The organism is Streptomyces antimicrobicus, assembly GCF_020532625.1.
GTDB lineage: Bacteria > Actinomycetota > Actinomycetes > Streptomycetales > Streptomycetaceae > Streptomyces > Streptomyces antimicrobicus.
Map to the genome: position 1 here is coordinate 18,359 of NZ_JAJAUY010000043.1, position 24,935 is coordinate 43,293.

Below are 24,935 nucleotides of genomic sequence, written 5' to 3' on the forward strand. Positions count from 1 at the left end.
CGGGCTGGGGCCATGGTACGTATGACGGGACACGTTATACGTATTACCTGCGATCCTCGGTGAGGTTCAGGGCGAAAGGGGCACATATGGCCGCCGGATACGCGCAGCTGCTGCGCACGCGGCACGCGGCGCGGCTGCTGATCGGCACGCTCATAGGACGGCTGCCCAATGCCACGGCGCCGATCGCGATCGTGCTGTTCGTGCGGGCGGAGGGCGGCAGTTACAGCCTGGCCGGGGCGCTGGCGGCGGTGTACGGCGTGGCCAACGCGGTCGGCCAGCCGCTGCTGGGCCGGGCGGTGGACCTCCACGGCCAGCCGCGGGTCCAGCTCCCGGCGGCGGTGGTCTCGGCCCTGGGCATGCTCTGGCTGGCCCTGGCCGGGACCGAACCGGTGGCGGGGGCGTACGCCGCCGCGGTGGTCGCCGGCCTGTTCACCCCGCCGCTGGAGGGCGGTCTGCGGGCGCTGTGGCCGAGCGTGCTGGGCGGGCGTGAGGAGCAGGTGCACGCGGCGTACGCGATGGACGCGGTGGCCCAGGAGGTCATGTTCACGGTGGGCCCGCTGCTGGTGACCACGCTGGCCGCGTTGGTGGACCCGGCGGCGGCGCTGCTGGTGATCAATGCGCTCGGGGTGCTGGGCGCGCTGTCGGTGGTGGTCAGTGAGCCGTCGCGGACCTGGCGCTCGGCGCCCCGGGAGGCGCACTGGCTGGGGGCCCTGCGCTCGGGCGGGCTGCTGGCCCTGCTGGGCTCGTTCTTCTTCGTCGGGGTGGCGCTGGGCTCCATCACGGTGGCCGGGGTGGCGTACGCCGACGACCACGGCAGTGACGCGGTGTACGGCTGGCTGATGGCGGCGCTGGGTCTCGGTGCGCTGGTCGGCGGCGTCTGCTACGGCGCCCGGCAGTGGCGGGGTGCGCCGGAGCGGCGGCTGCGGCTGCTGGTGGCGCTGCTGGCCGTGTGCTACGTACCGCTGCTGCTGACGCCCGGGCCGGTGGCGATGACGGCGCTGGCGGCGCTGGCGGGGGTGTTCCTGGCGCCCTCCATCGCGTGCGCGTTCATCGTGGTGGACCGGCACGCGCCGGTGGGCACGGTGACCGAGGCCTTCTCGTGGCTGGTGACCTTCTTCGGGGTGGGCAGCGCCATCGGCACGGCGCTGGCGGGTCCGGCCGTGGAAGTGGGCGGTGCCCCGGCGGGCTTCGGGGTGGCCGTGGCGGGCGGTGCGGCGGCGCTGCTGGTGCTGATGGCCACTCAGCGGGCGCTCGCGGCCCCCGCGGCGGGCGGTGCGGCGGCGGGTGCGGCGGGCGCGGCGGGCGTGCTGGTCGAGAACTGATCGAATCGGACTCCCGAACCCGGTTTCAGAACACGGTGGAAGGCGTAATGTTCAGTCATGGACCGCCGCATTTTCGGGCTGGAGAACGAGTACGGCGTCACGTGCACGTTCAGGGGACAGCGCCGACTGTCTCCTGACGAAGTGGCGCGCTACCTCTTCCGCCGTGTCGTGTCATGGGGCCGCAGCAGCAATGTCTTCCTGCGGAACGGCGCCCGCCTGTATCTCGACGTGGGTTCGCATCCGGAATATGCAACTCCCGAATGTGACAACGTGACCGAGTTGGTCACCCACGACAAAGCGGGCGAGCGCATTCTCGAAGGCCTGCTCGTCGACGCAGAACGCCGTCTGCACGAGGAGGGAATCGCCGGCGACGTCTATCTCTTCAAGAACAACACCGACTCGGCGGGCAACTCCTACGGCTGCCACGAGAACTACCTGGTGGCCCGGCACGGAGAATTCTCGCGCCTGGCGGACATTCTCATTCCGTTCCTGGTCACCCGGCAGCTGATCTGCGGCGCGGGGAAGGTGCTGCAGACCCCTCGGGGCGCGGTGTACTGCGTCAGCCAGCGGGCGGAGCACATCTGGGAGGGCGTCAGCTCCGCGACGACGCGTTCCCGTCCGATCATCAACACGCGGGACGAGCCGCACGCGGACGCCGAGCGCTACCGGCGCCTGCACGTGATCGTCGGCGACTCGAACATGTCCGAGACGACCATGCTGCTGAAGGTCGGGGCCACCGACCTGGTGCTGCGCATGATCGAGGCGGGCACGGTGATGCGCGACCTGACGCTGGAGAACCCGATCCGGGCGATCCGGGAGGTCAGCCACGACATCACGGGCCAGCGCAAGGTGCGCCTGGCCAGCGGCCGGGAGGCGTCGGCGCTGGAGATCCAGCGGGAGTACTTCGACAAGGCCGCCGACTTCGCCGAGCGCCGGGGCATCCGCACGGGCACGGTGGAGCAGGTCCTGGAGCTGTGGGGCCGGACCCTCGACGCGATCGAGCAGCAGGAGCTCGACCGGATCGAGACCGAGATCGACTGGGTGATGAAGTACCACCTCATCGAGCGGTACCGGGCCAAGAACAACATGACCATGTCGAACCCGCGGGTGGCGCAGATAGACCTCGCCTACCACGACATCCACCGCCGGCGGGGGCTGTACTACCTGCTGGAGCGCAAGGGGCAGGCCGCGCGGGTCTGCAACGACCTGAAGATCTTCGAGGGCAAGTCGGTGCCGCCGCAGACCACCCGGGCCCGGCTGCGCGGGGACTTCATCCGCCGGGCGCAGGAGCAGCGGCGGGACTTCACGGTGGACTGGGTCCACCTGAAGCTGAACGACCAGGCGCAGCGCACGGTGCTGTGCAAGGACCCGTTCCGGTCGGTCGACGACCGGGTGGAGAAGCTCATCGCGGGCATGTGAGCGGCTGTGTGATCAGCCACGGGGCCCCGTACGTCTCTCGTACGGGGCCCCGTACGGCTTAGAGTGGCGGCGACCATTTGCCGTCTGAGATCTGAGGAACACGTGCGCCGACTTGCCGGCCTGCTTGTCGTACCCCTTCTGCTGCTGTCGACAGCGGCCTGCGGCGACGACAGCGGCTCCGACTCCGCCCAGATGAAGAACGGGGTGCCCGCCGTCACCAAGGGTGCCAAGTTCGGGGAGAAGCCCACCCTGTCCAAGGGCAAGGGCGAGCCGCCCAAGGACCTCAAGGTGCAGGTCCTCAGCGAGGGCGACGGGCCCGCGCTGAAGAAGGGCGACGTGGCCCAGGTGAACTACTACGGTCAGGTGTGGGACGGCGACAAGCCGTTCGACACCAGCTTCGACCGCGGCCAGCCCTTCGACGTGACCGTGGGCGCGGGCATGGTCATCAAGGGCTGGGACCAGGGCCTGGAGGGCCAGAAGGTCGGCAGCCGCGTCGAGCTGGTGATCCCGCCGGACCTCGGGTACGGCGCGCAGGGTTCGGGCGAGAAGATCAAGCCGAACGCCACGCTGGTCTTCGTCGTCGACATCGTCAAGGGCGCCACCATCCCGGCCTCGGCCAAGGGCAAGGAGGTCGCGCAGGACAACAAGGACCTGCCGAAGATCGGCACGAACACGGACGGCAAGGAAGTGTCCGTCTCCGTGCCCAAGGACGTGAACCCGCCCGCGAAGCTGGTGTCGAACTACGTCCTGGAGGGCGACGGCGCCCCGGTGAAGGACACCGACAACGTCGTGGTGAAGTTCAACGGCAAGACGTGGAAGGACGACAAGACCTTCGAGAGCACGTACGCCACCGACCAGACGGTGACGTGGCCGATGGCGCAGCTGTCGGTCAAGGGCCTCAAGGAGGGTCTGCTCGGCAAGAAGGCCGGCAGCCGCATCCTGCTGGTCATCCCGCCGGACCAGGGCTTCGGCGACAAGGACCAGGGCACGATCCCGGCGAACTCGACGCTGGTGTTCAGCCTCGACATCCTGGCCGTGATGTAAGACTGTCCGGGTTGGTCCCCGGCCTGTGCCGGTCGGGGCCGCTACGTGTGACATTTCTGAGGAGCAGTTCCGTGAGCGACAAGCTCGAGAAGCCCGAGATCGACTTCCCCGAGGGCCCGGCCCCCAGCGACCTCGTGATCGAGGACATCTGGCTGGGCGACGGCCCGGAGGCCAAGGCCGGCAACACCGTCAAGGTCCACTACGTGGGCGTGGCCTTCTCCACCGGTGAGGAGTTCGACGCGTCCTGGAACCGCGGCTCCGCGCTGCAGTTCCAGCTGGGGGCCGGCCAGGTCATCGCGGGCTGGGACCGGGGCATCCAGGGCATGAAGGTCGGCGGCCGCCGCAAGCTGACCATCCCGGCCCACCTCGCCTACGGCGACCGCGGCGCCGGCGGCGGTGTGATCGCCCCGGGCGAAACCCTGATCTTCGTCTGCGACCTGATGGGCGTCTGATCCGTCCGGTCCTGACCGCTGAGGGGCCCCAGCCGTTTCGGCTGGGGCCCCTCGCTTTTGCCCGGGCCCGCCGGGACGGTACGGTCGCGGTCACGAGTGTGTACGTGTCAGACGACGTGTGCGTGGAGTGCGTTCAGAAGGGCGGAAGGGCGTCGATGGCGATTGCCAAGGCCGAGCGGCTGATGAACCTGGCGCTGTGCCTGCTGGGGACCCGCCGGCCGCTCAGCAAGCGCGAGCTGCGGGGTTCCATCGAGGCCTACATGGAGGCCGGCAACGACGAGTCCTTCAACCGCATGTTCGAGCGGGACAAGGACGACCTGCGCGAACTGGGTCTGGTCATCGAGACGGTGGAGAACCTGGAGGGCGAGACCGGCTACCTGGCCCGCCGCGACAGCAACACCCTGCCCCCGATCTCGCTGGACGCCGAGGAGGCCGCGGCGCTGGGCCTGGCCGCCAAGGTCTGGCAGCAGGCCCGCCTCGCCGGCGCGGCCAGCGGCGCGCTGCAGAAGCTGCGCGCGGGCGGCATGCCGGAGGCCGGTGACGCCTACGGCGGCCAGCAGAGCGTGATCGAGCCGCGCATCCCGGTGCACGAGGCGGCGTTCGAGCCGCTGATGCTGGCCTGCCGCGACCGGCGCCCGGTCACCTTCGACTACCGCAAGTCCAACGCGGCCCGGCCCGAGCCCCGCCAGGTGGAGCCCTGGGCGCTGGAGTGCTGGCGCGGCCACTGGTACCTGGCCGGCTTCGACCGGGACCGGGGGGCGGAGCGGGTGTTCCGGCTGTCCCGGATCTGCGGGAAGGTGCGCTCGCGGGCCGGGAAGTACACGGCCGAGGTGCCCGACGTGGTGACCGTACGGGAGACCGTGGCGAGCTGGGCGGGGGAGAGTGCCGACCGCACGGCCGTGATCCGGCTGCGGGCGGGGGCCGGGTACCCGCTGCGGGCCCGGGCGACCGCCGTGCGCGAGGGCGTCGCCGAGGGCTGGGACGAGCTGGAGATCCCGTACGGGCACGGGCTGGACGCCTGGCTCGTGGAGTTCGGGCCGGACGTGGTCGTCACGGGCCCCGAGGACCTGCGCGCCGACGTGCTGGACCGGCTGCGCGCCGTGGCCAGGGGCTGAGCCCGGCCCCGGGAGGTGCCCGGGAACCGTCCACCGATCGTGACAGACACGCCCTGAGGGGGAGTACGCAACCGCATGGCCGCGAACGCCATTGACCAGACCCGCCGGATGTTGTCGCTGGTGACGTATCTGCGCGAGCGCCCCGGGGCGCACGTCGCCGACGTCGCCCGCGCCTTCGGGATCACCGAGGACGAGCTGATCTCGGACCTGGACGTGCTGCCCATGTGCGGGACCAGCTTCCGGGGCGGGGACCTGCTCGACATCGACACCGACGGCGAGCGCATCTGGTGGCGCAACCCGGACGCGTCGGGGGAGTCCACGGCGGAGCCGCTGCGGCTGGCCGCCGACGAGGCCACCGCGCTGCTGGTGGCCGCCCGGGCGGTGGCCACGCTGCCGGGGCTGCGCGAGAGCGACCGGGACGCGCTGCTGCGGGCCACGGCCAAGCTGGAGGCGGCGGCGGGCGAGGCGGCGCTGGCCAGCGCGCGGCTGTCGGTGACCTTCGAGTCCGAGGGCGGGGTCTTCGCGGACGTCGACCGGGCCATCTCGGAGCGGCGCCGGATCTGGCTGCGGTACTACTCGCCGGCCCGGGACGAGCTGACCGAGCGCACGGTCGACCCGATCCGGCTGTTCGCGGTGGGGCACACCTACCTGGAGGGCTGGTGCCACCTGTCCGAGGCCCGGCGCACCTTCCGCCTGGACCGGGTGGCCGAGATCCGGCTGCTGGACGAGCGGGCCGAGCCGCCGGCCATCGAGCCCCGGGACCTGTCCGAGGGCCTGGTCCAGCCGGCCGCCGAGGACCCGGAGGTGGTCGTCGAGGTGGGTCCGGGCGGGCGCTGGGTGGCGGAGTACTACCCGCACGACAGCGCGCGCGAGCTGCCCGACGGCGGGCTGCGCATCACGCTGCGCACGCCGGACCCGGCCTCGCTGCGGCGCCTGGCGCTGCGGCTGGGGCGGGACGGGCGGATCGTGGCGCCTGGAGAGCTGGCGGAGAGTGCCCGGCAGGCCGCTCGTGAAGCACTCGCGGGGTACGGGGAACAGGACTGAGGGGGAGCGCGGGGCGATGTCTGGAACGTCTGGCTTGTCTGGTCTGTCGGCTGCCGTGGGTCCGGTCACCTTCAAGGCGGCCTGTCCCGACTGCCGAGCCCGCTTCGAGCTGGCCGCGGGCGCGCTGCGCCTGGCCATCGGCGGCACCCGGCGGACCACGTTCTACTCCTTCGTCTGCCCCGAGTGCGGCCGGTCGGTGCGCAAACCCGCCGGCGACCGCATCGTCGAACTGCTCACCGGCGGCGGCGTCAGCACCCTGCGCAGCCTCTGAAGGCGCGTCCGACCTGCTGCTCCGGTACCGCGTCGCACGCGCTAGGCTCGGCTCATGCTGTGGCCGATGCTCGCGATTGCCCTGGGGTTCGTAGGTGTGGCCGTGCTCGGGGTGCTGGCCGTACGGGTCGGGATCGAGGCACGGCGGCTGGGCCGGGAGGTCGCCCGCGCCGGCCACCGGATCGCGGCCGCCTCCGGCGAACTGGAGCAGGCCGCAGTGGATCTGGCCGCGCAAGCGGGGGTACCCCGGGGGATTGCCGGGCGTTAACCCCTGGGGGTTACGATCCTTGCCAGAACGCATTCCGGGCGGATAAGGCCCGGAATGCCGAGCCACCACAACCAGCCGCTTCGGTGAGAAGGAAGTCACACATGATCGGCAACCTGAAGCCTCTTGAGATCCTCCTGATCATCGCCGTGATCGTCCTGCTCTTCGGCGCCAAGAAGCTGCCCGAGATGGCCCGCTCCCTCGGCAAGTCGGCCCGCATCCTCAAGAGCGAGGCCAAGGCCATGAAGAACGACGGTGCGGCCGACGCCGCCCCGGCCGCCGACGCCGCCGCCCCGCAGCAGGCCACCGCCCCGCGCACCATCCAGGCCGCGCCCGGCGACGTGACCAGCTCCCGCCCGGTGACCGAGCCGAACCGCACCGCCCAGGGCTGATCGCGGGAGGTTCCCGCCAGTCGTCAGCCGTAACGAGACAAGGGACGTGGGTTGCTCAAGTCTGCCCGCAAGCAGGGGAAGCCAGCGAAGCCGACCAAGGACGCCGAGGGGCGGATGCCGCTGGTCGAGCACCTGCGTGAGCTGCGCAACCGCCTGCTGAAGTCGGTCCTGGCGATCCTCGTCATCACGGTGGTCGCGGCCTTCTTCTACAAGAACCTCATCGACTTCATGCTGAAGCCGATGCTGGACTCCGTCGGCTGCACCGACGGAGTGGTCACCCAGCGCAACGGCCGCCCCTGCGCCGACATGACCGTGAACGGCCTCATCGCGCCGTTCTCGATCGCTTTGAAGGTGTCGCTGACGGCCGGTGTGGTGCTCTCCGCGCCGGTGTGGCTCTACCAGCTGTGGGCCTTCACCGCCCCCGGCCTGCACAGCCACGAGAAGAAGTACGCGATGAGCTTCGTCGCGGCCGGTGCCCCGCTGTTCCTGGGCGGCGCGGTCCTCGCGTACAACATCCTCCCGCAGACCGCGACGATCCTGCTCGACTTCACCCCCGACCACGCCCGCAACCTGCTCCCGGTCGACGACTACCTCGACCTGGTCACCCGCATGGTCGTGGTCTTCGGTCTGGCGTTCGAGCTGCCGCTGCTGCTGATCCTGCTGAACTTCACCGGGGTGCTCTCCGCGAAGCGGCTGGCGGGCTGGTGGCGCGGCTTCGTCCTCGGCATCACGGTCTTCTCGGCCTTCGCCACGCCCACCGGTGACCCGCCGACCATGCTGGCGCTGGCCCTGCCGATCGTCGCCCTCTACTTCGTCGCGCTGGGGATCTGCCTGGTCAACGACCGCAGGCGGCGACGCAACGACCCGGACGCCGGACTCGACGCCGACCAGGCCTCCGAGCTGGACCTCACCCCTGCGGCGCTCGGCGAGGTGGAGCCGGTCGGTGGCCCGGCCGCCCTGCCCGAGCAGGCCGACGGCGGCCGGCAGCGGATCAACGGGTACGACGACGCCACCTGACGGTGACACCCGCGTCGCGGCGGGCAGGCACGGACGCCGTGCCTGCCCGCTGCGCCGTCCCAGGCTCCGGTAAAGATCGCGACTGTTGTCAGGGGTGGCGGGTAGGCTCGATCCCAAGATGACCGAGGACCTCTCACCCGCCGAGCGCTACGCCGCCGCCCGTGTCCGCGCCGCGGAGGAAGCCACCGCCCTGGCCCCCTTCCGCGAGATGTACGCGTTCGGGCTCGACCCGTTCCAGATCGAAGCCTGCAAGGCTCTGGAGGCCGGAAAGGGCGTGCTGGTCGCCGCCCCCACCGGCTCGGGCAAGACCATCGTCGGCGAGTTCGCCGTCCACCTGGCGCTGCGGCAGGGCCGCAAGTGCTTCTACACCACGCCCATCAAGGCGCTGTCGAACCAGAAGTACGCCGACCTCGTCAAGCGCTACGGCGCCGAGAAGGTCGGCCTGCTCACCGGTGACAACAGCGTCAACTCCGAGGCGCCGATCGTGGTCATGACCACCGAGGTGCTCCGCAACATGCTCTACGCGGGCTCCCAGTCGCTGCTGGGCCTCGGCTACGTCGTGATGGACGAGGTGCACTACCTCTCCGACCGGTTCCGCGGGGCCGTCTGGGAGGAAGTGATCATCCACCTCCCCGAGTCGGTGACCCTGGTGTCCCTGTCGGCGACGGTCTCCAACGCCGAGGAGTTCGGCGACTGGCTGGACACCGTACGCGGCGACACCGAGGTGATCGTCTCCGAGGAGCGGCCCGTACCGCTGTGGCAGCACGTCATGGCCGGCCGGCGCATCTACGACCTCTTCGAGGAGGAGAGCGACCACGGCGGCCGCGGCTCCGCCCGCCGCGAGGTCAACCCCGACCTGCTGCGGATGGCCCGCGAGGAGAACAGCCGCACGTACAACCCGCGCGACCGGCGGCGCGGCAAGATGGTCCGCGAGGCCGACCGCGAGCGCGAGCGGCGCTCCCGCGGCCGGATCTGGACCCCGGGCCGCCCGGAGGTCATCGAGCGCCTCGACAACGAGGGCCTGCTCCCGGCCATCACCTTCATCTTCAGCCGGGCCGGCTGCGAGGCCGCCGTCCAGCAGTGCCTCTACGCCGGGCTGCGGCTGAACAACGAGGAGGCCCGGCTCACCGTCCGCGGCATCGTCGAGGAACGCACGGCCGCCATCCCGGCGGAGGACCTCCACGTCCTCGGCTACTACGAGTGGCTGGAGGGGCTGGAGCGGGGCATCGCCGCCCACCACGCGGGCATGCTGCCGACCTTCAAGGAGGTCGTCGAGGAGCTGTTCGTCCGCGGCCTGGTCAAGGCCGTCTTCGCCACCGAGACCCTGGCGCTGGGCATCAACATGCCCGCGCGCACGGTGATCCTGGAGAAGCTGGTCAAGTGGAACGGCGAGCAGCACGCCGACATCACCCCCGGCGAGTACACCCAGCTCACCGGCCGGGCCGGCCGCCGGGGCATCGACGTCGAGGGCCACGCGGTGGTGCTGTGGCAGCGCGGCATGGACCCGGTCGCGCTCGCGGGACTGGCCGGCACGCGCACGTACCCGCTGCGCTCCAGCTTCAAGCCCTCGTACAACATGGCCGTCAACCTGGTGCAGCAGTTCGGCCGGCACCGCTCGCGCGAGCTGCTGGAGACCTCCTTCGCCCAGTTCCAGGCGGACCGCTCGGTCGTCGGGATCTCCCGGCAGGTCCAGCGCAACGAGGAGGGCCTGACCGGCTACCGCGAGGGCATGACCTGCCACCTCGGTGACTTCGAGGAGTACGCGCGGCTGCGCCGCGAGCTGAAGGACCGTGAGACGGAGCTGGCCAAGCAGGGCGCGGCCCAGCGCCGGGCGCAGGCCGCCCAGGCGCTGGAGCGGCTCAAGCCGGGCGACGTCATCCACGTGCCCACCGGCAAGTTCGCCGGGCTCGCCCTGGTCCTGGACCCGGGTGTGCCGGCCGGCCGGGTCGACCGGCACCGCGGGCAGGACTACCACGAGGGCCCGCGCCCGCTGGTGCTCACCGCCGAACGGCAGGTCAAGCGGCTGGCCGCGATCGACTTCCCGGTCCCGGTGGAGCCCATCGAGCGGATGCGCATCCCCCGCTCCTTCAACCCCCGCTCCCCGCAGTCGCGCCGCGACCTCGCGTCCGCGCTGCGCACCAAGGCCGGGCACATCACGCCCGACCGGCAGCGGCGCGGCCGGGCGGCGGCGGCCGACGACCGCGAGATCGCCCGGCTGCGGGCCGCGCTGCGCGCGCACCCCTGCCACGGCTGCGACGAGCGGGAGGACCACGCCCGCTGGGCCGAGCGGTACCACCGGCTGCTGCGCGACACCAAGCAGCTGGAGCGGCGCATCGAGGGCCGGACCAACACCATCGCGCGGACCTTCGACCGGATCCACGCCCTGCTGACCGAGCTCGACTACCTGCGCGAGGACGAGGTCACCGAGCACGGCCGGCGGCTGGCCCGGCTCTACGGCGAACTGGACCTGCTGGCCTCCGAGTGCCTGCGCGCCGGGATCTGGGAGGGCCTGAACCCGGCGGAGCTCGCCGCCTGCGTCTCGGCCCTGGTCTTCGAGGCGCGCCAGGCCGACGACGCGGTGGCACCGAAGGTGCCCGGCGGGGCCGCCAAGGCGGCGCTGGGCGAGATGGTCCGCATCTGGGGCCGGCTCGACGCGCTGGAGGAGGAGTACCGCATCAACCAGACCGAGGGCGTGGGCCAGCGCGAGCCGGACCTCGGCTTCGCCTGGGCGGCGTACCAGTGGGCCTCGGACAAGAGCCTGGACGAGGTGCTGCGCGAGGCGGAGATGCCGGCCGGTGACTTCGTGCGCTGGTGCAAGCAGGTCATCGACGTCCTCGGCCAGATCGCGGCCGCGGCTCCCGCCGAGGGCTCCACGGTGGCGCGAAACGCCCGGAAGGCCGTCGATGCGCTGCTGCGGGGTGTAGTGGCCTACAGCTCCGTCGGATAGGCCCTTTTGGGCCTTCCTCCGAAGTGGGTCATGGCCGGATGTGATCTCTTGCCATGAACGGATTTCGTCGTGCTGTGCGACGATCGAGGCCATGAACGGGCCAGGTAGACGGGTGGGACGCCCGCGCGCCGACCGGCTGAGACCGGACAGCGGGCGTCCACCGCGTGACGAGATCCTGTGCGCGGCCGCCGAGTTGTTCACCGTCCGCGGGTACGGATCCACCACCACCCGGGCGGTGGCCGAACGGGCGGGTCTGCGCCAGGCCACGATGTACCACTACTTCACCGGCAAGGAGCAACTCCTCGTCGAACTGCTGGAGTCCACGGTCGCCCCCTCGCTGCGGGCGGCCCGCCGGATCCTGGCCGAGGCCGAGCGCCCCGCCGAGGACCGGCTGTGGGAGCTGTGCCGCGCGGACGTCCTGCAGCTGTGCGGCGGCCCGTACAACCTGGGCGCCCTCTACCTGTTGCCGGAGGTCCGCGGCGAGCGCTTCCTCCGCTTTCGCCGGATGCGCGGCGAACTCAAGGACAGCTACCGCGCGTTGCTCGGCGCCACCGGCGCCGCTGCCGAACTCGGCGGTGACGCCCAGGCCTTGGCGCTGCGCAACGACCTGGTGTTCGGCCTGATCGAGGGCGTCATCCTGATCCACCGCTCGAACCCGCACCGGCCGCTGGAGACCTTCGCCGAGGCCACGGCGGACGCGGCGCTGCGGATCGCGGGGATACGGCGGTGACGGTGGTGACGGACGTGACCGCGGTGACGCAGGGGCCCGCGGGCCCTCACGCCGTCGCGCCGGCCGACCAGCCGGCGTAGTCCTCCCAGGCCTGGAGGGTCAGTCCCGTCTCGAAGCGGTGGACCCGGGAGGTGACGGGGTCGGTGAAGGCCAGGGTCCGGGCGAGCAGTTGCAGGGGCCGGCGGTAGTCGGTCGGGGCCGGGTCGGTCAGGACCGGGTAGACCGGGTCGCCGAGCAGGGGCAGCCCGAGGCTGTTCATGTGGACGCGCAGCTGGTGGGTGCGGCCGGTGCGGGGCACCAGCCGGTAGCGGCCCAGGGTGGCGGTGTGCGCGAGCAGCTCCACCTCCGTCTCGGCGTTGGGGGCGGCGCCGGGGACCTCGGTCGCCGCGATCACGCCGCGGGTCTTGTCGATGTGGCTGCGGACCGTGCGGGGGAAGGACAGCGACGGGTCGTACGCGGCCACTGCCTCGTACTCCTTGTGGACCAGGCGGCCCTGGAAGAGGTGCTGGTAGGCGCCGCGGTCCTCGGGGCGGACGCTGAACATCACCAGTCCGGCGGTCAGCCGGTCCAGGCGGTGCGCCGGACTGAGCGCGGGCAGCCCCAGCTCGTGGCGGAGCCGGGCCAGGGCGGTCTGGGTGATGTGCCCGCCGCGCGGGGTGGTGGCCAGGAAGTGCGGCTTGTCCACGACCAGCAGGTGCGCGTCGCGGTGGACCACCCGGATGGGGAACGGCACCGGCGGCTCCGGCGGCAGCTCCCGGTGGAACCACAGGTACGCGCCCGGCTCGTACGCATCCCCGGCCCGCACGGCCCGGCCGTCGGCGGCGACCACCTGCCCGGTGGCCAGCAGCCGCGCCACCGCCGCCGCACCCGCGCCGCCGGCGTAGTGGTCCGCCAGGAAGGCGCCCACGGTCGCGTGCCCGCCGTCGGCCGGCATGCGCAGCCGGACGGCGTCGATGCCGGCGCGCTGCGGCAGGGGCGACGGGGGAGCGGGCGTACGGCGTCTCATCCGGTCAAGCCTAGACGCGCGTGAACGTGCCCAGGCCGTCGGTGTCCAGGTACTCCACGCGGACCGTGCCGTCCCGGCCGAAGACCACGCCCGTGCGGCCCACCGCGTTCTCGCCCGCGGTCTCGAAGCTGAACGTGTCGCCGTCGTAGTGGGTCAGCGGGAACGTCATCGGCTTCGGCCCGAGGGAGAGGGTCAGGCCGCCGGAGGGGCCGCGCGCCACCGTGAGGCGGCCGTAGTACGGGTTGGTGTACGTGCCCGTGTACGCGTCGTCGGCGCGGGCCGGCCGGGCTCCGGCCGGGGGGTGGGCGTAGTCGGTGGGGGAGCGTTCGGCCTGCTCCTGCTGGGCGTAGAGGGAGGCGGCCAGGTCCAGCCAGTCGGCGGTGGGCCTGCCGTGCTCGGCGGTGTCGAAGAAGTCCAGGGCGATGGCGTCGGCCAGGCCGACGGGCGCGGCGTTGGTCAGGACGACGATGCCGAGCTCCTCCAGCGGGAGCAGCGTGACGTTGGTGTTGGCGCCGAGGGCGAAGGCGCCGGAGTGGCTCAGGCGCAGCCGGCCGGCGTCGTCGTAGCTCACGTTCCAGCCGAGCCCGTAGAAGCCGGTGCGGGCGGTCGCGGTGGCCGGCGGCTGGGAGACGACCGCCGGTACATGGGTGCGTTCCAGGGGCGCGGCGGCGATCACGCGTTTGCCGTCGAGCACGCCCTCGCCGAGCTGGAGCCGCATCCAGCGGGCCAGGTCGTTCACCGTGGAGCTGGCTCCTCCGGCCGGGGCCTGGGCGTCGGGGTCGCGGCCGGGGGACGGCTTCCAGCTGCCGTCCGCCGCCTTCACGTGCAGGACCGCGCGGTCCGGCCGGCGCGTGAAGTCCTCGTACGTCGTCCCCGTGCGCGTCATGCCGGCCGGCCCGAACAGCTCGGCCTCGCTGAGCTCCGCCCAGCTGGTGCCCTTGGCCCGGGCCACCGACTCGGCGGCGGCCGTGAGCCCGAAGTTGGTGTACGCGTAGCTGTCGCGGAACGGGGTCAGGGGCTCCAGGCGCAGCCGGTCGAGGATGTACGCCTGGTCGTAGCCCAGGTCCTCCAGCAGGTCGCCGGCGTGGTCGGGCAGGCCGCTGCGGTGGGCGAAGAGGTCGGCGGTGGTCACGTGGGAGCTGACCCACGGGTCCTTGAGGGCGAAGCCCGGCAGGTCCCGGTGGCGGTCCCAGTCCTCCGGCCGGTCGAGGGCGCCGGCGACGACCGTGGAGGCGAGCGGCTTGGAGAGGGAGGCGACCTGGAACACCGTGTCCGGGTCCACCTTCTCGGGCCGGCCGGCCTGCCGGACCCCGAAGCCCTTGACGTGGACCACCTTGTCGCGGTGCACGACGGCCACGGCGACCCCGGGGACGCCGGTGCGCTTCATGCCGTCGAGGACGTACCCGTCGAGGCGGTCCAGCGCGGTGCGCAGCCGGTCCTCGCCGATCTGCGGGCGCGGCGCGGGGGGCGGGCTGGGCGCGGCGGTCGCGGGGCCGGCGGCCAGCGCCACGACGAGCCCGGCGGCACCGAGCATCCGCGCCGTACGCATGGGCACATTCTCGCGCCGCCGGGGCGGGCCCGCACGCGGGCGGCGGGCCTACGCCTCCTGCTCGGCCTCGACCTGGGCGTTCCAGTCGCGCTTGATGGCGCGCCAGCCCTCGTCGGTCTCGCCGAGCCGCCAGTAGCCGGAGATCGACAGCCGTTCGCGCGGGACCCGGCGCTCGACGCGCAGGTAGTGCCGCAGCTGCTTGACGAAGCCGGCCTCGCCGTGGACGAACGCCTGCACGTCGGGGGAGGGGAAGTCCAGGGAGGTGACCGCGTCGACCAGGGCCTCGCCCACCGGGCGGGCCCCGCGATGGACCCAGACGGGCGTGATCCCGTCCGGCGTGGCGATCTTCTGTTCGTCGTCGGGTCCGTCGACCTCGACGAAGGCGAACACCTCGGCACCCGGCGGCATCGCCTCCATCGTCGCGGCGATCGCCGGCAGGGCCGACTCGTCGCCCGCCAGCAGGTGCCAGCCGGCCTCCGGGTCGGGGGCGTACGCGCCGCCCGGGCCGAGGAAGCGGACCGGCTCGCCGGGGCGCACCCGGGCGGCCCACGGGCCGGCCAGGCCCTCGTCGCCGTGGACGACGAAGTCGATGGTCAGCTCCAGGTGGGCGCGGTCCCACAACCGGACGGTGTACGCCCGCTGCCGGGGCCACTGCGCCCGGGGGAAGTGGGTCCGGATCTGCTCCAGGTCCCACGGCTCGGGGTAGGAGACGCCCTCGGGGGCGAACAGCAGCTTGACGTAGTGGTCGGTGAACTCGCCGGCGGCGAACCCGCGCAAGCCGTCACCGCCCAGGACGACGCGCACCATGTGCGGCGTGAGTCGCTCGGTGCGTACGACGACTGCGGTGCCGACTGTGCGAGCGCGTCCTTCAGCCACGGCGTCTCCCCTGACTCCCCTGGAACTTAGGTTAGCCTAAGCTAGCACGTCGGGGCGGAGTGCGGCAGTCAACCGGGCCACGGCGCCGCCCAGACCCCACCTTCGGGCCAGTGCCTCCACCACTTCAGGATGCGCCGGAACCGCCGGAACCGCCGGGTCGAACGGGGGCAGGGGGACGTCGGAGGCGACCTTGACCACCTTCGGCGCGACCTCGATGTACGGCCGGGATTCATCCAGTCGCCTGCGCTGCGTCGGAGTGAGCCCGGACGCCGGATCGGCGACGGCCGCCATGATCCCGGCCAGGTCCCCGTACGTCGCCAGCAGCTTCGCCGCCGTCTTCTCGCCGATCCCCGGCACGCCCGGCAGGCCGTCGCTCGGGTCGCCGCGCAGCAGCGCCAGGTCGGCGTAGCCGGGGCCGTCCACCCCGTACTTCTCGCGCAGCAGCGCCTCGTCGGTCACCTGGAGCGTGCCCACCCCCTTCAGCGGGTACAGCACCCGCCGCCGCCGGGCGTCGTCGACCAGCTGGTACAGGTCCCGGTCGCCGGTGACGATGTCCACCGGGCCGGCGGCCCGCGCCGTCAGGGTGCCGATGACGTCGTCCGCCTCGTACCCCGCGACGCCCACCCGGGCGATCCCGAACGCGTCCAGCGCGGCCTCGATGATCGGCACCTGCGGTGCGAGCGTGTCGGGCACCTCCTCCTCGTCCGGGCCGGCCGGCACCTCCTCGGCCACCCGGTGGGCCTTGTACGACGGGATCAGCTCCACCCGCCAGTGCGGCCGCCAGTCGGCGTCCATGCAGGCCACCAGGTCGTCCGGCCGATGGTCCTGGACCAGTCGGGCGATGAAGTCCAGCAGCCCGCGCACGGCGTTGACCGGGGTGCCGTCGGGGGCCCGTACCGAGTCGGGCACGCCGAAGTAGGCGCGGAAATACAGGGAAGCGGTGTCGAGAAGCATCAGGCGTCGGGTCACGCCCCGATCATGCCGCACGCCACGGACGGTGACCGGAGCGTCACGGGTGTTCACCGGCGGCTGAGACCCGGTCCGCCCGTGCACGCGAAACCAGGGGCCGATGCTGCGTAAGGTGCTTACAGCACATCCATGTGCGCCGGACAAGGGGAGGGCAGCCCCGCCATGGACGACAAGGAAAAGGAAAAGGACGTCAAGGAACCGCTCAGGGTCGGAGTGGCCGTGCGCAAGCGGCGCCGGGCGCTCCAGCTCACCCTCGCCGCCGTCTCGGCGCGCAGCGGCCTCTCGGTGCCCTTCCTCAGCCAGATAGAGAACGAACGGGCCCGGCCCAGCATGCGGTCCCTGGAGCGGGTCGCCGACGCGCTCGGGACCACGGCCGTCGAGCTGCTCGCCGCGTCCGACACCGCGCGCACCGTGGACCTGGTCCGCGCGGCCGACGGGTCCGGGCTGGAACCGGTGCCGGGCGTGCGTCCGCTGGTGCGCGGGCACCACCAGCTGCACGCGATGGAGTTCACCGGCGACCAGGACGCCGGGCGCGAGTACCAGCACCGCAACGACGAGCTGATGTACGTGGTCTCCGGTGCCTGCCAGGTGGAGGCGGAGGGCCGGGCCTACCGGCTGGAGTGCGGCGACTCGCTGTTCCTGTCGGGCGGGGTGCGCCACCGCTGGCGCTCGGTCACCGAGGACACCCGGATCCTCGTGGTCGCGGTGGGCGACCACATCCACGCGACCCCCGAACCCCCCTCCCCCCGGCACTGACCGCGATGACCGGCCCGCGCGCCCGCCTCCGGGCGGTCTCCCTCGTCCCGTCGCTGACCGAGGCCGTGGCCCTCAGCGGGCCGCCCGGGCTGCTCGTGGGCGTCACCGACTGGTGCACCCACCCGGGGGACCTGGACGCGGCGCGGATCGGCGGGACGAAGAACCCGGACGTGGCCGCGATCACCGCGCTGCGCCCCGACCTGGTGATCGCCAACGAGGAGGAGAACCGGGCCCCGGACCTCGCCGCGCTGGAGGCCGCCGGGATCCCGGTCCTGGTGACCGTCGTGCGCAGCCTGCCGCAGGCCTTCACCGAGCTGGACCGGCTGCTGACCGGCGCGCTGGGGCTGGCCCGGCCCGGCTGGCTGACCGACGCGGAGAAGGCCTGGGCGGGCGTGGAGGCGGTCGGCACCCGGCGGGCGTTCGTACCGGTGTGGCGGCGGCCGTGGATGGTGCTGGGCCGCGACACCTTCGCCGGGGACCTGCTGGCCCGGCTGGGGGTGGTCAACGCCTACGGCGCCCACCCCGAGCGCTACCCGAAGGTGCCGGCCGAGGAGCTGGCGGCCTCCGGCTGCGACCTGGTCGTGCTGCCGGACGAGCCCTACCGCTTCACCGGCGACGACGGCCCGGAGGCCTTCCCCCGGATCCCCGCCGCCCTGGTCAGCGGGCGGCACCTGACCTGGTACGGGCCCTCGCTGGTGGAGGCCCCGGCGGTGCTGGCCCGGGCGCTGGACGCGGCGCGCTGAGCGGCGTGCGGCGGGCCGGTCAGCGGGGTGCGGCCAGCAGCCGGCCGGTGGCCAGCCCGCGCAGGGTGTGCGCGGCGGCGGCCGCCCAGGCGACGACCAGGAAGGTGAACAGCCCGGCCGCGAGCCATTCGAAGGCCACCAGCCCGGTGTGCCGGGCCAGGCCCTCGGCGCCGGTGACACAGGTGCCGACGGGGAAGGTGAAGGCCCACCAGGTCATCGCGAAGGGCATCCCGGCGCGTGCCGCCCGCACCACCAGCGCCAGGGCCAGCGCCAGCCACAGCAGGGCGAAGCCGATCACCGGGACGCCGTAGACCACGGCGAAGGCGGTCAGGCCCCCGGTGTAGGGGCTGCCCAGGTCGCCCAGGGCGGCCTGGTCGGCGAGCTGGTTGACGGCGGTGACGGACTGGCCCAGGGGGCCGAGCACCAGGAACAGGGTCGGGGTCAGCGCGAGCGGCAGCGGCCCTGCCACGATCAGGCGGCCGAGGATCAGCGGCAGCAGCGTCAAGGTGGCCAGCAGGCTGATGCCGAACAGGGCGTAGCAGCCCAGCAGCAGCGTCGCGCGGGCCTGACCGGCGGGCAGGTGCGGGATGAGCAGGGGGCCGACGGCCGCCGAGACCATGGGGGCCACCAGCGGCAGCAGCCACACCGGGGTCGCCTGGGAGGGCTCGACCTCGTGCCGCACGACCATCAGGTACGGGACGGCGACGGCCGCGACCAGGCCGATCGCGGTGCCGGCGGTGAACAGGACGGCGTCCACGGCGACGGCGGCGCCCGCACCGAGGACGTCCTCGCCGACCAGCAGCGTGGCGGCGCCCACCGCCAGCAGGGCCATGGCCAGGCAGCCGTAGAAGGGGGCGACGGCCGGGTCGAGCAGGTGGGCGCGGGCCTGGTCGCGATGGTGCAGCCAGTGCCCGGCGCGGGCGGTGAGGACCACGGCGAGCGCGAGGGCGGACAGGGCCCAGACGGCGGTGCAGGCGGTGCGCAGCCCCGGGACGTCGTACGGGAAGGACGCGCCGGCGGTGGCGATGACGGCGGTGCCCATGACGCAGGCGTACCAGTTCGGGCCGAGGTGGCGCAGTGCCGGTAGGCGGCGCGGACCCGGGGACGCCACGGGGTGGGGCGAGGGCTGGTGGTGCTGGGCAGCTGGTTGCGGATGCCGGATCTCGGCGACGGTGGCCATGGCTCCAGCCTGGTCCCGGCCCGGCGGCCGGCGTAGAGGGCGTCTTCCTATGAGGCCATAAACTGAATTTATGAGCAGGAGGAACGTGCCGCTGGCCCACCGGGTGCCCGATCTCGGCGCCCTGGAACTGCTGCTGGCGGTCGCCAGGCTCGGCAGCCTCGGCGCGGCCGCCCGGGAGCTGGGCATCACCCAGCCCGCGGCCAGCAGCCGGATCCGGGCCATGGAGACCACACTGGGCGTGGCGCTCGTCGACCGCTCCCCGCGCGGCTCGACGCTCACGGCCGAGGGTGTGCTGGTCACGGACTGGGCGCGGCGGGTCGTGGAGGCGGCCGAGGCCTTCGACGCGGGCGCCCAGGCGCTGCGCGGCCGGCGGGACTCGCGGCTGCGGGTGGCGGCCAGCATGACCATCGCCGAGTACCTGCTGCCGGGCTGGCTCATCGCCCTGCGGGCGCAGTGGCCGGGCACGGCGGTCTCGCTCCAGGCCGGCAACTCGGCGCTGGTCGCCCGCCGGGTGCTGGAGCACGAGGCGGACCTGGGCTTCGTCGAGGGCGTGAGCGCGCCCGACGGGCTGTCCTCGACGGTGATCGCGCAGGACCGGCTGGTCGTCGCGGTCGCCCCCGGCCATCCGTGGGCCCGCCGCAGGAGCCCGGTCCCGGCGGCCGAACTCGCGCGGACCCCGCTGGTGCTGCGCGAACGCGGCTCGGGCACCCGGCAGGTCCTGGACGCGGCCCTGGCCGCGCACGGCGGGCTCGCCGCGCCCCTGCTGGAACTGGCCTCGACCACCGCGGTCAAGGCGGCGGCGGTCAGCGGGGCCGGTCCCTGCGTGCTGTCGGAACTGGCCGTGGTGGACGAGCTGGCCGGGCGCCGGCTGATCGAGGTCCCGGTCGCCGACGCGGTGCTCGGGCGCGCGCTGCGCGCGGTCTGGCCCACCGGTACCCGGCCCGCGGGGCCGGCCCGCGACCTGCTGTCCTTGACCCGGGCACCGGCGCGCTGACTGCGGCCCGGGCCCGCGGCGGGGCGCCGGAGGGCGGCGGGGCGGGCCGGAGGGCGGCGGGGCCGGGCCGGAGGGCTCAGACCGCGGCGACCGCCGTGCGGGCCAGGGCCGCCTCGACCAGGGCGCCCATCACCCGGGTGTCCTTGTCCCGCTCCGGGTGCCACTGCACCCCCATCACCCAGCGGTCCGGGTCCGGGAGCTCGACGGCCTCCACCGTGCCGTCCGCCGCGTGCGCCGAGACCACCAGGCCCCGGCCGAGCCGGTCGACGGCCTGGTGGTGGTACGTCGGAACCTCGGCTTCCTCCGGCACCAGCGCGGCGTACCGGGTGCCCGCCACCGGGGTGACGGGGTGCCAGGACATCACGCCCGGCGCCTCCACGTGCCCGTCGAGGTGCTGGATCAAGGTGCCGCCCAGCGCCACGTTCAGCGCCTGCATGCCCCGGCAGATGCCCAGCACCGGCATCCCGGCCTCCAACGCCGCCCCGATCAGGGCCAGCTCCCAGGCGTCCCGCTCGGTGGCCGGCGCCCCGGTACGGGGGTCGCGCTCGGCGCCGTAGCGGGCCGGGTCCACGTCCGGGCCGCCTGCCACGACCAGGCCGTCCACCCGGCTCAGCACCTCCGCCGCCGACGCCGGTTCGTCGGGCGGGAGCAGCACGGCCGCGCCGCCCGCCGCCTGGACCAGCCGGTGGTACCCGGTCGGGGTGAGGACCGTGGGGACGCGGTCCCACACGCCGAAGCGGGTGGACGACTCCACGTAGGTGGTGATGCCGATGAGCGGCCTGGGCACGGGGGGTACCTCCAACGGGTGACGAGGGGTCGGGAGGGGAGGGGGACGGGGCGGTCAGTCGCGGTTCAGCTCGGCCTCGGCCGCCGCCAGCGCCGCGAACTCCTCCTCGGGCGCGGTGGCGACCAGCCGGTGCCGACTGTAGATCGCGAAGTAGCCCAGCGCGGCCGCGTACACGGCCAGTGCGATGAATGCGGCGTCCTTGTCCACCAGGAAGGTGGCCACCAGGGCCGCCAGGGCCAGTACGAAGGCCACCGTCGAGGTGGCCGCGCCGCCCGGAGTGCGGTACGGCCGGGGCAGGTGCGGCTCCCGGCGGCGCAGCACGATGTGCGACAGGGCCATCAGGGCGTAGGAGATGGCCGCCCCGAACACCGCGATGTTGAGCAGCCGCTGGCCGTCCCCGGTGGCGGCGGCGAGCGCGAACCCGAGGGCGCCGGGGATCAGCAGCCCCAGGTAGGGGGCCTTGCGCCGGGAGGTCAGGGACAGGAACCGGGGGAGGTAGCCGGCCCGGGAGAGGGCGAACAGCTGGCGCGAGCCGGCGTAGATGAGCGAGAAGAAGGAGGCCACGAGGCCCGCCAGGCCCGCGTAGTTGACGAAGGTCCGCAGCCACGCCAGGCGGTGGTTGCCGTCCAGGGCGACCAGCAGCGGGTCCCCGGCCTCCTTGATGGCGTCGGCACCGCGCGCGCCGGTCGAGGCGAGGAAGGTCAGCAGGGCGAGCAGGGCCAGGACGCCCATGGACAGGGTGAGGGCGCGGGGCATGGAGCGCACCGGGTCCTTGGCCTCCTCGGCGGCGAGCGGGACGCCCTCCACGCCGAGGAAGAACCACATGCCGAACGGGAACGCCGCCCAGATGCCGAGGACGCCGAGCGGCAGCCAGGAGCCGGCGCCGAAGGCGGTGGGGTCCACGGGCACGTCGTGGAGTTTGCCGGGGTCGAATTCGGTGAAGGCTCCGACCGCGAAGATCAGCAGGGCGGCGACGGCGACGGCGGTGACGGCGAGCGAGAAGCGCAGGGCCTCGCCGACGCCCCAGAGGTGGACGCCGATGAAGAGCGCGAAGCAGGCGAGGTAGACGGGCCAGCCGGAGGTGAGCCCGAACAGACCGAGGGATTCGACGTACTTACCGATGAAGACCACGATCGCGGCGGGCGCGAGGACGTACTCGATGAGGATCGCCGTGCCGGTCAGGAAGCCGCCCCAGGGCCCGAGCGCCCGCCGGGCGAAGCCGTAGCCGCCGCCGGCCGTGGGCAGGATCGCGGACAGCTCGGCGAGGGAGAAGACCAGGCAGGCGTACATGACGCCCATCAGGACGGTGGCGACGGCCAGCCCGCCGAAGCCGCCCTCCTTCAGGCCCGCGTTCCAGCCGGAGAAGTCGCCGGAGACGACGTAGGCCACGCCGAGCCCGGTCAGCAGCAGCCAGCCCGCGGAGCCGCGGCGCAGGGTGCGGCGTTCGAGGTAGCCGTCGTCGCCCTCGGGGGACGGCGGGGGTCCGGGCGCGGCGGCGATGCGCGCCTCGATGTCGTCGGCCATGTGCGCTCCTGCCTCAAGGCAATGGTTTTGCCGCGTACCTTTGCCTGTCGAGTGGGGAGCGCGCAAGACCCTTGCGTTAAACCCCCGTTACGCCCGGCGCGCCCGGCCCCTGCGGTGCCGTGCGCCCGCCCGTCACGCCAGGAACCCGCGCAGCAGGGCGGCCGTGCCGCAGCAGTGCTCGCGCATCACCGCGCGGGCGGCCTCCGCGTCCCGGTCCAGTACGGCGTCCACCAGGACGGTGTGCTGCTGCTGGGAGTGCTCGAGGTTGCGCACCAGCAGCGGGATGCAGTCCAGCAGGTCGTTGACGGTGGCCCGGACGGCGGCGTACTGCGCGGTCAGCGTGGCGGAACCGGCCAGTTCGCACAGGGCCAGGTGGAAGAGGGTGTCCTGGCGGCGGTAGTCGGCCAGCGGCGCGTCGTGGGTGGCGGCCAGCGCCGCCCGCAGCCGGGCCCGCCCGGGTCCGGTGAGCCCCTGGGAGGCGCACAGCCCGGCCGCGCCCACCTCCAGGACCTCGCGGAAGCGCAGCACGTCCTCTATGTCCACCGCGGCGACCCGGCGGCGCAGCTCCTCCTCGGCGCCCACGGCCGGGGTGTCGGGCCGGGGCAGCACGAACGTCCCGCCGTACCGGCCCCGCCGGGACTCCACCAGGCCCTGGTCCTGGAGGACCTTGAGCACCTCGCGCAACGTCACCCGGCTGATGCCCATCCGCTCGGCCAACTCCCGCTCCGGGGGCAGGCGTTCGCCGGCGGGCACCAGGCCCAGCCGGACCACCTGGAGGATCTGCTCCAGGGCCTCCTCGAAGCCGTTGCCCGCCCGCACCTGGCGCAGCACCGGATTGAGCCCGCCCCAGCCGGGCGGCGCCCCCAGGCCCGTGCCGCCCTCGCCGGCCGTGTTCGTCATCTCGGCCCTTCCCCTTCCCAAGCAATGGTTCTTTTCAATACCTTAGGCCTACTCGGCGCACCGAAGGAGAGAATCCCGTGGTAGACCGCACGCCGCCGCTCGCCGTCGAGGAGCTCCGGGCCCTCGTCGCCAGCGGTGAGATCGACACAGTCGTCCTGGCCTTCCCCGACATGCAGGGACGGCTCCAGGGCAAGCGGTTCGCCGCACCGTTCTTCCTGGACGAGGTCCTGTCCCACGGCACGGAGGGCTGCAACTACCTCCTCGCCGTCGACACCGACATGAACACCGTCGACGGCTACGAGATGTCCTCCTGGGACCGCGGCTACGGCGACTTCGCGATGCACCCCGACCCGGCCACCCTGCGCCGCGTCCCGTGGAACGCGGGCACCGCGATGCTCCTGGCCGACCTCGCCTGGCACGACGGCAGCCCCGTCGTCGCCGCCCCCCGCCAGATCCTGCGCCGCCAGCTGGAGCGCCTCGCCGAGCTCGGGCTCACCGCCCAGGTCGGCACCGAGCTGGAGTTCATGGTCTTCAAGGACACCTACGAGCAGGCCTGGGACGCCGGCTACCGCGGCCTGACCCCCGCCAACCAGTACAACATCGACTACTCGGTCCTCGGCACCGGCCGGATCGAGCCCCTGCTGCGCCGCATCCGCAACGAGATGCAGGCCGCCGGGCTGACCGTGGAGTCCGCCAAGGGCGAGTGCAACCTCGGCCAGCACGAGATCGCCTTCCGCTACGACGAGGCCCTGGTCACCTGCGACCAGCACGCCGTCTACAAGACCGGGGCCAAGGAGATCGCCGCCCAGGAGGGCGTCTCGCTCACCTTCATGGCCAAGTTCGACGAGCGCGAAGGCAACTCCTGTCACATCCACCTCTCCCTGAGCGACGCCGACGGCCGCAACGCGATGGCCGGGGACGGGCCGGGCGGCATGTCCGACACCATGCGCCACTTCCTGGCCGGCCAGCTGGCCGCACTGCGCGACTTCTCCCTTCTCTACGCCCCGAACATCAACTCGTACAAGCGATTCCGGCCGGGCTCCTTCGCCCCCACCGCCGTCGCCTGGGGCGTGGACAACCGCACCTGCGCCCTGCGCGTCGTCGGCCACGGCCGCTCGATGCGCTTCGAGAACCGCCTGCCCGGCGGCGACGTCAACCCCTACCTCGCCGTCGCCGCCCTGGTCGCCGCCGGCCTGTACGGCGTCGAGAACCGCCTGGAACTGCCCGAGGCCTGTTCCGGCAACGCCTACGGCGCCGACTACGAGCACGTCCCCACCACCCTGCGGGAGGCTGCCGAGCTCTGGGAGAACAGCGAGATCGCCAAGGCCGCCTTCGGCCCGGAGGTGGTCGCCCACTACCGCAACATGGCCCGCGTCGAACTCGACGCCTACGACTCCGCGGTGACCGACTGGGAACTGCGCCGCTCCTTCGAACGACTGTGAGGAACCCCGTGCCCGTCGAGCCGGACCCCGTCCAGCTGGAAGTGCTCAACCCGGCCACCGAAGAACTCGTCGCCCTCGTCCCGGCCGCCACACGGGACGATGTCGACGCCGCCGTCGCCCGGGCCGCCGCGGCCCCGCGGGGGGGGGGCCGCGCCCCCCCCCCCCCCCGCGGCCCCCGGGGGGGGGGGGGCG

General features: G+C 73.1%; 24 protein-coding genes. 16 read left to right on the top strand and 8 right to left on the bottom strand.

Going from position 1 to position 24,935, the window contains the following annotated elements:
* The first annotated feature begins 86 nt into the window (after positions 1 to 86).
* The 12 genes from LG632_RS13610 (at position 87) to LG632_RS13665 (ending at position 12,017) form a co-directional block, all read left to right on the top strand.
* The gene (locus LG632_RS13610) at positions 87 to 1,322 is read left to right on the top strand and encodes an MFS transporter (protein ID WP_226727289.1); all 1,236 of its coding nucleotides are present in this window, start codon (positions 87 to 89) and stop codon (positions 1,320 to 1,322) included.
* 57 nt (positions 1,323 to 1,379) lie between these two features.
* Positions 1,380 to 2,741, top strand: a complete 1,362-nt coding sequence (gene pafA, locus LG632_RS13615; RefSeq protein ID WP_226727290.1) for a Pup--protein ligase — start codon at positions 1,380 to 1,382, stop codon at positions 2,739 to 2,741.
* Between the two features lie 102 nt (positions 2,742 to 2,843).
* Positions 2,844 to 3,785 (top strand): FKBP-type peptidyl-prolyl cis-trans isomerase, encoded by a 942-nt coding sequence (locus tag LG632_RS13620; protein WP_226727291.1) that lies wholly within the window; start codon positions 2,844 to 2,846, stop codon positions 3,783 to 3,785.
* Between the two features lie 71 nt (positions 3,786 to 3,856).
* Positions 3,857 to 4,237 carry an FKBP-type peptidyl-prolyl cis-trans isomerase gene (locus LG632_RS13625; protein WP_226727292.1) on the top strand — a complete coding sequence of 127 codons (381 nt, stop codon included), beginning with the start codon at positions 3,857 to 3,859 and terminating at the stop codon, positions 4,235 to 4,237.
* Between the two features lie 155 nt (positions 4,238 to 4,392).
* Entirely contained in the window at positions 4,393 to 5,352 is a 960-nt protein-coding gene (locus tag LG632_RS13630) for a helix-turn-helix transcriptional regulator (protein ID WP_226727293.1), read from the top strand.
* A 75-nt stretch (positions 5,353 to 5,427) separates the two neighbouring features.
* On the top strand, positions 5,428 to 6,396 hold the full coding sequence (locus tag LG632_RS13635) for a helix-turn-helix transcriptional regulator (RefSeq protein WP_226727294.1): 969 nt from the start codon (positions 5,428 to 5,430) through the stop codon (positions 6,394 to 6,396).
* A 16-nt stretch (positions 6,397 to 6,412) separates the two neighbouring features.
* Positions 6,413 to 6,667 (top strand): CpXC domain-containing protein, encoded by a 255-nt coding sequence (locus LG632_RS13640; RefSeq protein WP_226727295.1) that lies wholly within the window; start codon positions 6,413 to 6,415, stop codon positions 6,665 to 6,667.
* A 54-nt stretch (positions 6,668 to 6,721) separates the two neighbouring features.
* Entirely contained in the window at positions 6,722 to 6,934 is a 213-nt protein-coding gene (locus LG632_RS13645; RefSeq protein WP_226727296.1) for a hypothetical protein, read from the top strand.
* 101 nt (positions 6,935 to 7,035) lie between these two features.
* Complete coding sequence (gene tatA / locus LG632_RS13650) at positions 7,036 to 7,323, top strand: Sec-independent protein translocase subunit TatA (protein WP_226727297.1); 288 nt, start codon at positions 7,036 to 7,038, stop codon at positions 7,321 to 7,323.
* 51 nt (positions 7,324 to 7,374) lie between these two features.
* On the top strand, positions 7,375 to 8,340 hold the full coding sequence (gene tatC, locus LG632_RS13655; RefSeq protein WP_226727298.1) for a twin-arginine translocase subunit TatC: 966 nt from the start codon (positions 7,375 to 7,377) through the stop codon (positions 8,338 to 8,340).
* A 118-nt stretch (positions 8,341 to 8,458) separates the two neighbouring features.
* The gene (locus tag LG632_RS13660; RefSeq protein ID WP_226727299.1) at positions 8,459 to 11,287 is read left to right on the top strand and encodes a DEAD/DEAH box helicase; all 2,829 of its coding nucleotides are present in this window, start codon (positions 8,459 to 8,461) and stop codon (positions 11,285 to 11,287) included.
* Positions 11,288 to 11,378: 91 nt separating this feature from the next.
* Positions 11,379 to 12,017, top strand: a complete 639-nt coding sequence (locus LG632_RS13665) for a TetR/AcrR family transcriptional regulator (protein WP_226727300.1) — start codon at positions 11,379 to 11,381, stop codon at positions 12,015 to 12,017.
* A gap of 46 nt (positions 12,018 to 12,063) precedes the next feature.
* On the opposite strand, the gene LG632_RS13670 is transcribed toward LG632_RS13665, so the two are convergent.
* The 4 genes from LG632_RS13670 to LG632_RS13685 are packed head-to-tail and all read right to left on the bottom strand — an operon-like array spanning position 12,064 to position 16,402.
* Entirely contained in the window at positions 12,064 to 13,023 is a 960-nt protein-coding gene (locus LG632_RS13670; RefSeq protein WP_226727301.1) for a pseudouridine synthase, read from the bottom strand.
* Between the two features lie 10 nt (positions 13,024 to 13,033).
* Complete coding sequence (locus LG632_RS13675; protein ID WP_226727302.1) at positions 13,034 to 14,572, bottom strand: serine hydrolase; 1,539 nt, start codon at positions 14,570 to 14,572, stop codon at positions 13,034 to 13,036.
* Positions 14,573 to 14,620: 48 nt separating this feature from the next.
* Positions 14,621 to 15,448: a siderophore-interacting protein gene (locus LG632_RS13680; RefSeq protein ID WP_226727303.1), complete on the bottom strand. Its 828-nt coding sequence runs from the start codon at positions 15,446 to 15,448 to the stop codon at positions 14,621 to 14,623.
* Positions 15,449 to 15,484: 36 nt separating this feature from the next.
* Entirely contained in the window at positions 15,485 to 16,402 is a 918-nt protein-coding gene (locus LG632_RS13685; RefSeq protein ID WP_226727313.1) for a 5'-3' exonuclease, read from the bottom strand.
* A 177-nt stretch (positions 16,403 to 16,579) separates the two neighbouring features.
* Here LG632_RS13685 and LG632_RS13690 point away from each other — a divergent pair, with 177 nt between their 5' ends.
* Both LG632_RS13690 and LG632_RS13695 read left to right on the top strand, forming a co-directional pair.
* Complete coding sequence (locus LG632_RS13690; RefSeq protein ID WP_226727304.1) at positions 16,580 to 17,173, top strand: helix-turn-helix domain-containing protein; 594 nt, start codon at positions 16,580 to 16,582, stop codon at positions 17,171 to 17,173.
* A gap of 5 nt (positions 17,174 to 17,178) precedes the next feature.
* Positions 17,179 to 17,916, top strand: a complete 738-nt coding sequence (locus LG632_RS13695) for a helical backbone metal receptor (protein WP_226727305.1) — start codon at positions 17,179 to 17,181, stop codon at positions 17,914 to 17,916.
* A 19-nt stretch (positions 17,917 to 17,935) separates the two neighbouring features.
* Here LG632_RS13695 and LG632_RS13700 read toward each other — a convergent pair whose 3' ends face one another.
* The gene (locus tag LG632_RS13700; protein WP_226727306.1) at positions 17,936 to 19,096 is read right to left on the bottom strand and encodes a TDT family transporter; all 1,161 of its coding nucleotides are present in this window, start codon (positions 19,094 to 19,096) and stop codon (positions 17,936 to 17,938) included.
* A 70-nt stretch (positions 19,097 to 19,166) separates the two neighbouring features.
* On the opposite strand from LG632_RS13700, the gene LG632_RS13705 reads away from it, so the two are divergent.
* Entirely contained in the window at positions 19,167 to 20,090 is a 924-nt protein-coding gene (locus LG632_RS13705) for a LysR family transcriptional regulator (RefSeq protein WP_226727307.1), read from the top strand.
* 76 nt (positions 20,091 to 20,166) lie between these two features.
* Here the strand turns inward: LG632_RS13705 and LG632_RS13710 are convergent, their stop codons facing one another.
* The 3 genes from LG632_RS13710 to LG632_RS13720 form a co-directional block, all read right to left on the bottom strand.
* Positions 20,167 to 20,877: a gamma-glutamyl-gamma-aminobutyrate hydrolase family protein gene (locus tag LG632_RS13710; RefSeq protein ID WP_226727308.1), complete on the bottom strand. Its 711-nt coding sequence runs from the start codon at positions 20,875 to 20,877 to the stop codon at positions 20,167 to 20,169.
* A 54-nt stretch (positions 20,878 to 20,931) separates the two neighbouring features.
* Entirely contained in the window at positions 20,932 to 22,401 is a 1,470-nt protein-coding gene (eat, locus tag LG632_RS13715) for an ethanolamine permease (protein WP_226727309.1), read from the bottom strand.
* Between the two features lie 132 nt (positions 22,402 to 22,533).
* Entirely contained in the window at positions 22,534 to 23,301 is a 768-nt protein-coding gene (locus LG632_RS13720) for a FadR/GntR family transcriptional regulator (protein ID WP_226727310.1), read from the bottom strand.
* 77 nt (positions 23,302 to 23,378) lie between these two features.
* On the opposite strand from LG632_RS13720, the gene LG632_RS13725 reads away from it, so the two are divergent.
* On the top strand, positions 23,379 to 24,743 hold the full coding sequence (locus tag LG632_RS13725; RefSeq protein ID WP_226727311.1) for a glutamine synthetase family protein: 1,365 nt from the start codon (positions 23,379 to 23,381) through the stop codon (positions 24,741 to 24,743).
* Positions 24,744 to 24,935: the final 192 nt, after the last annotated feature.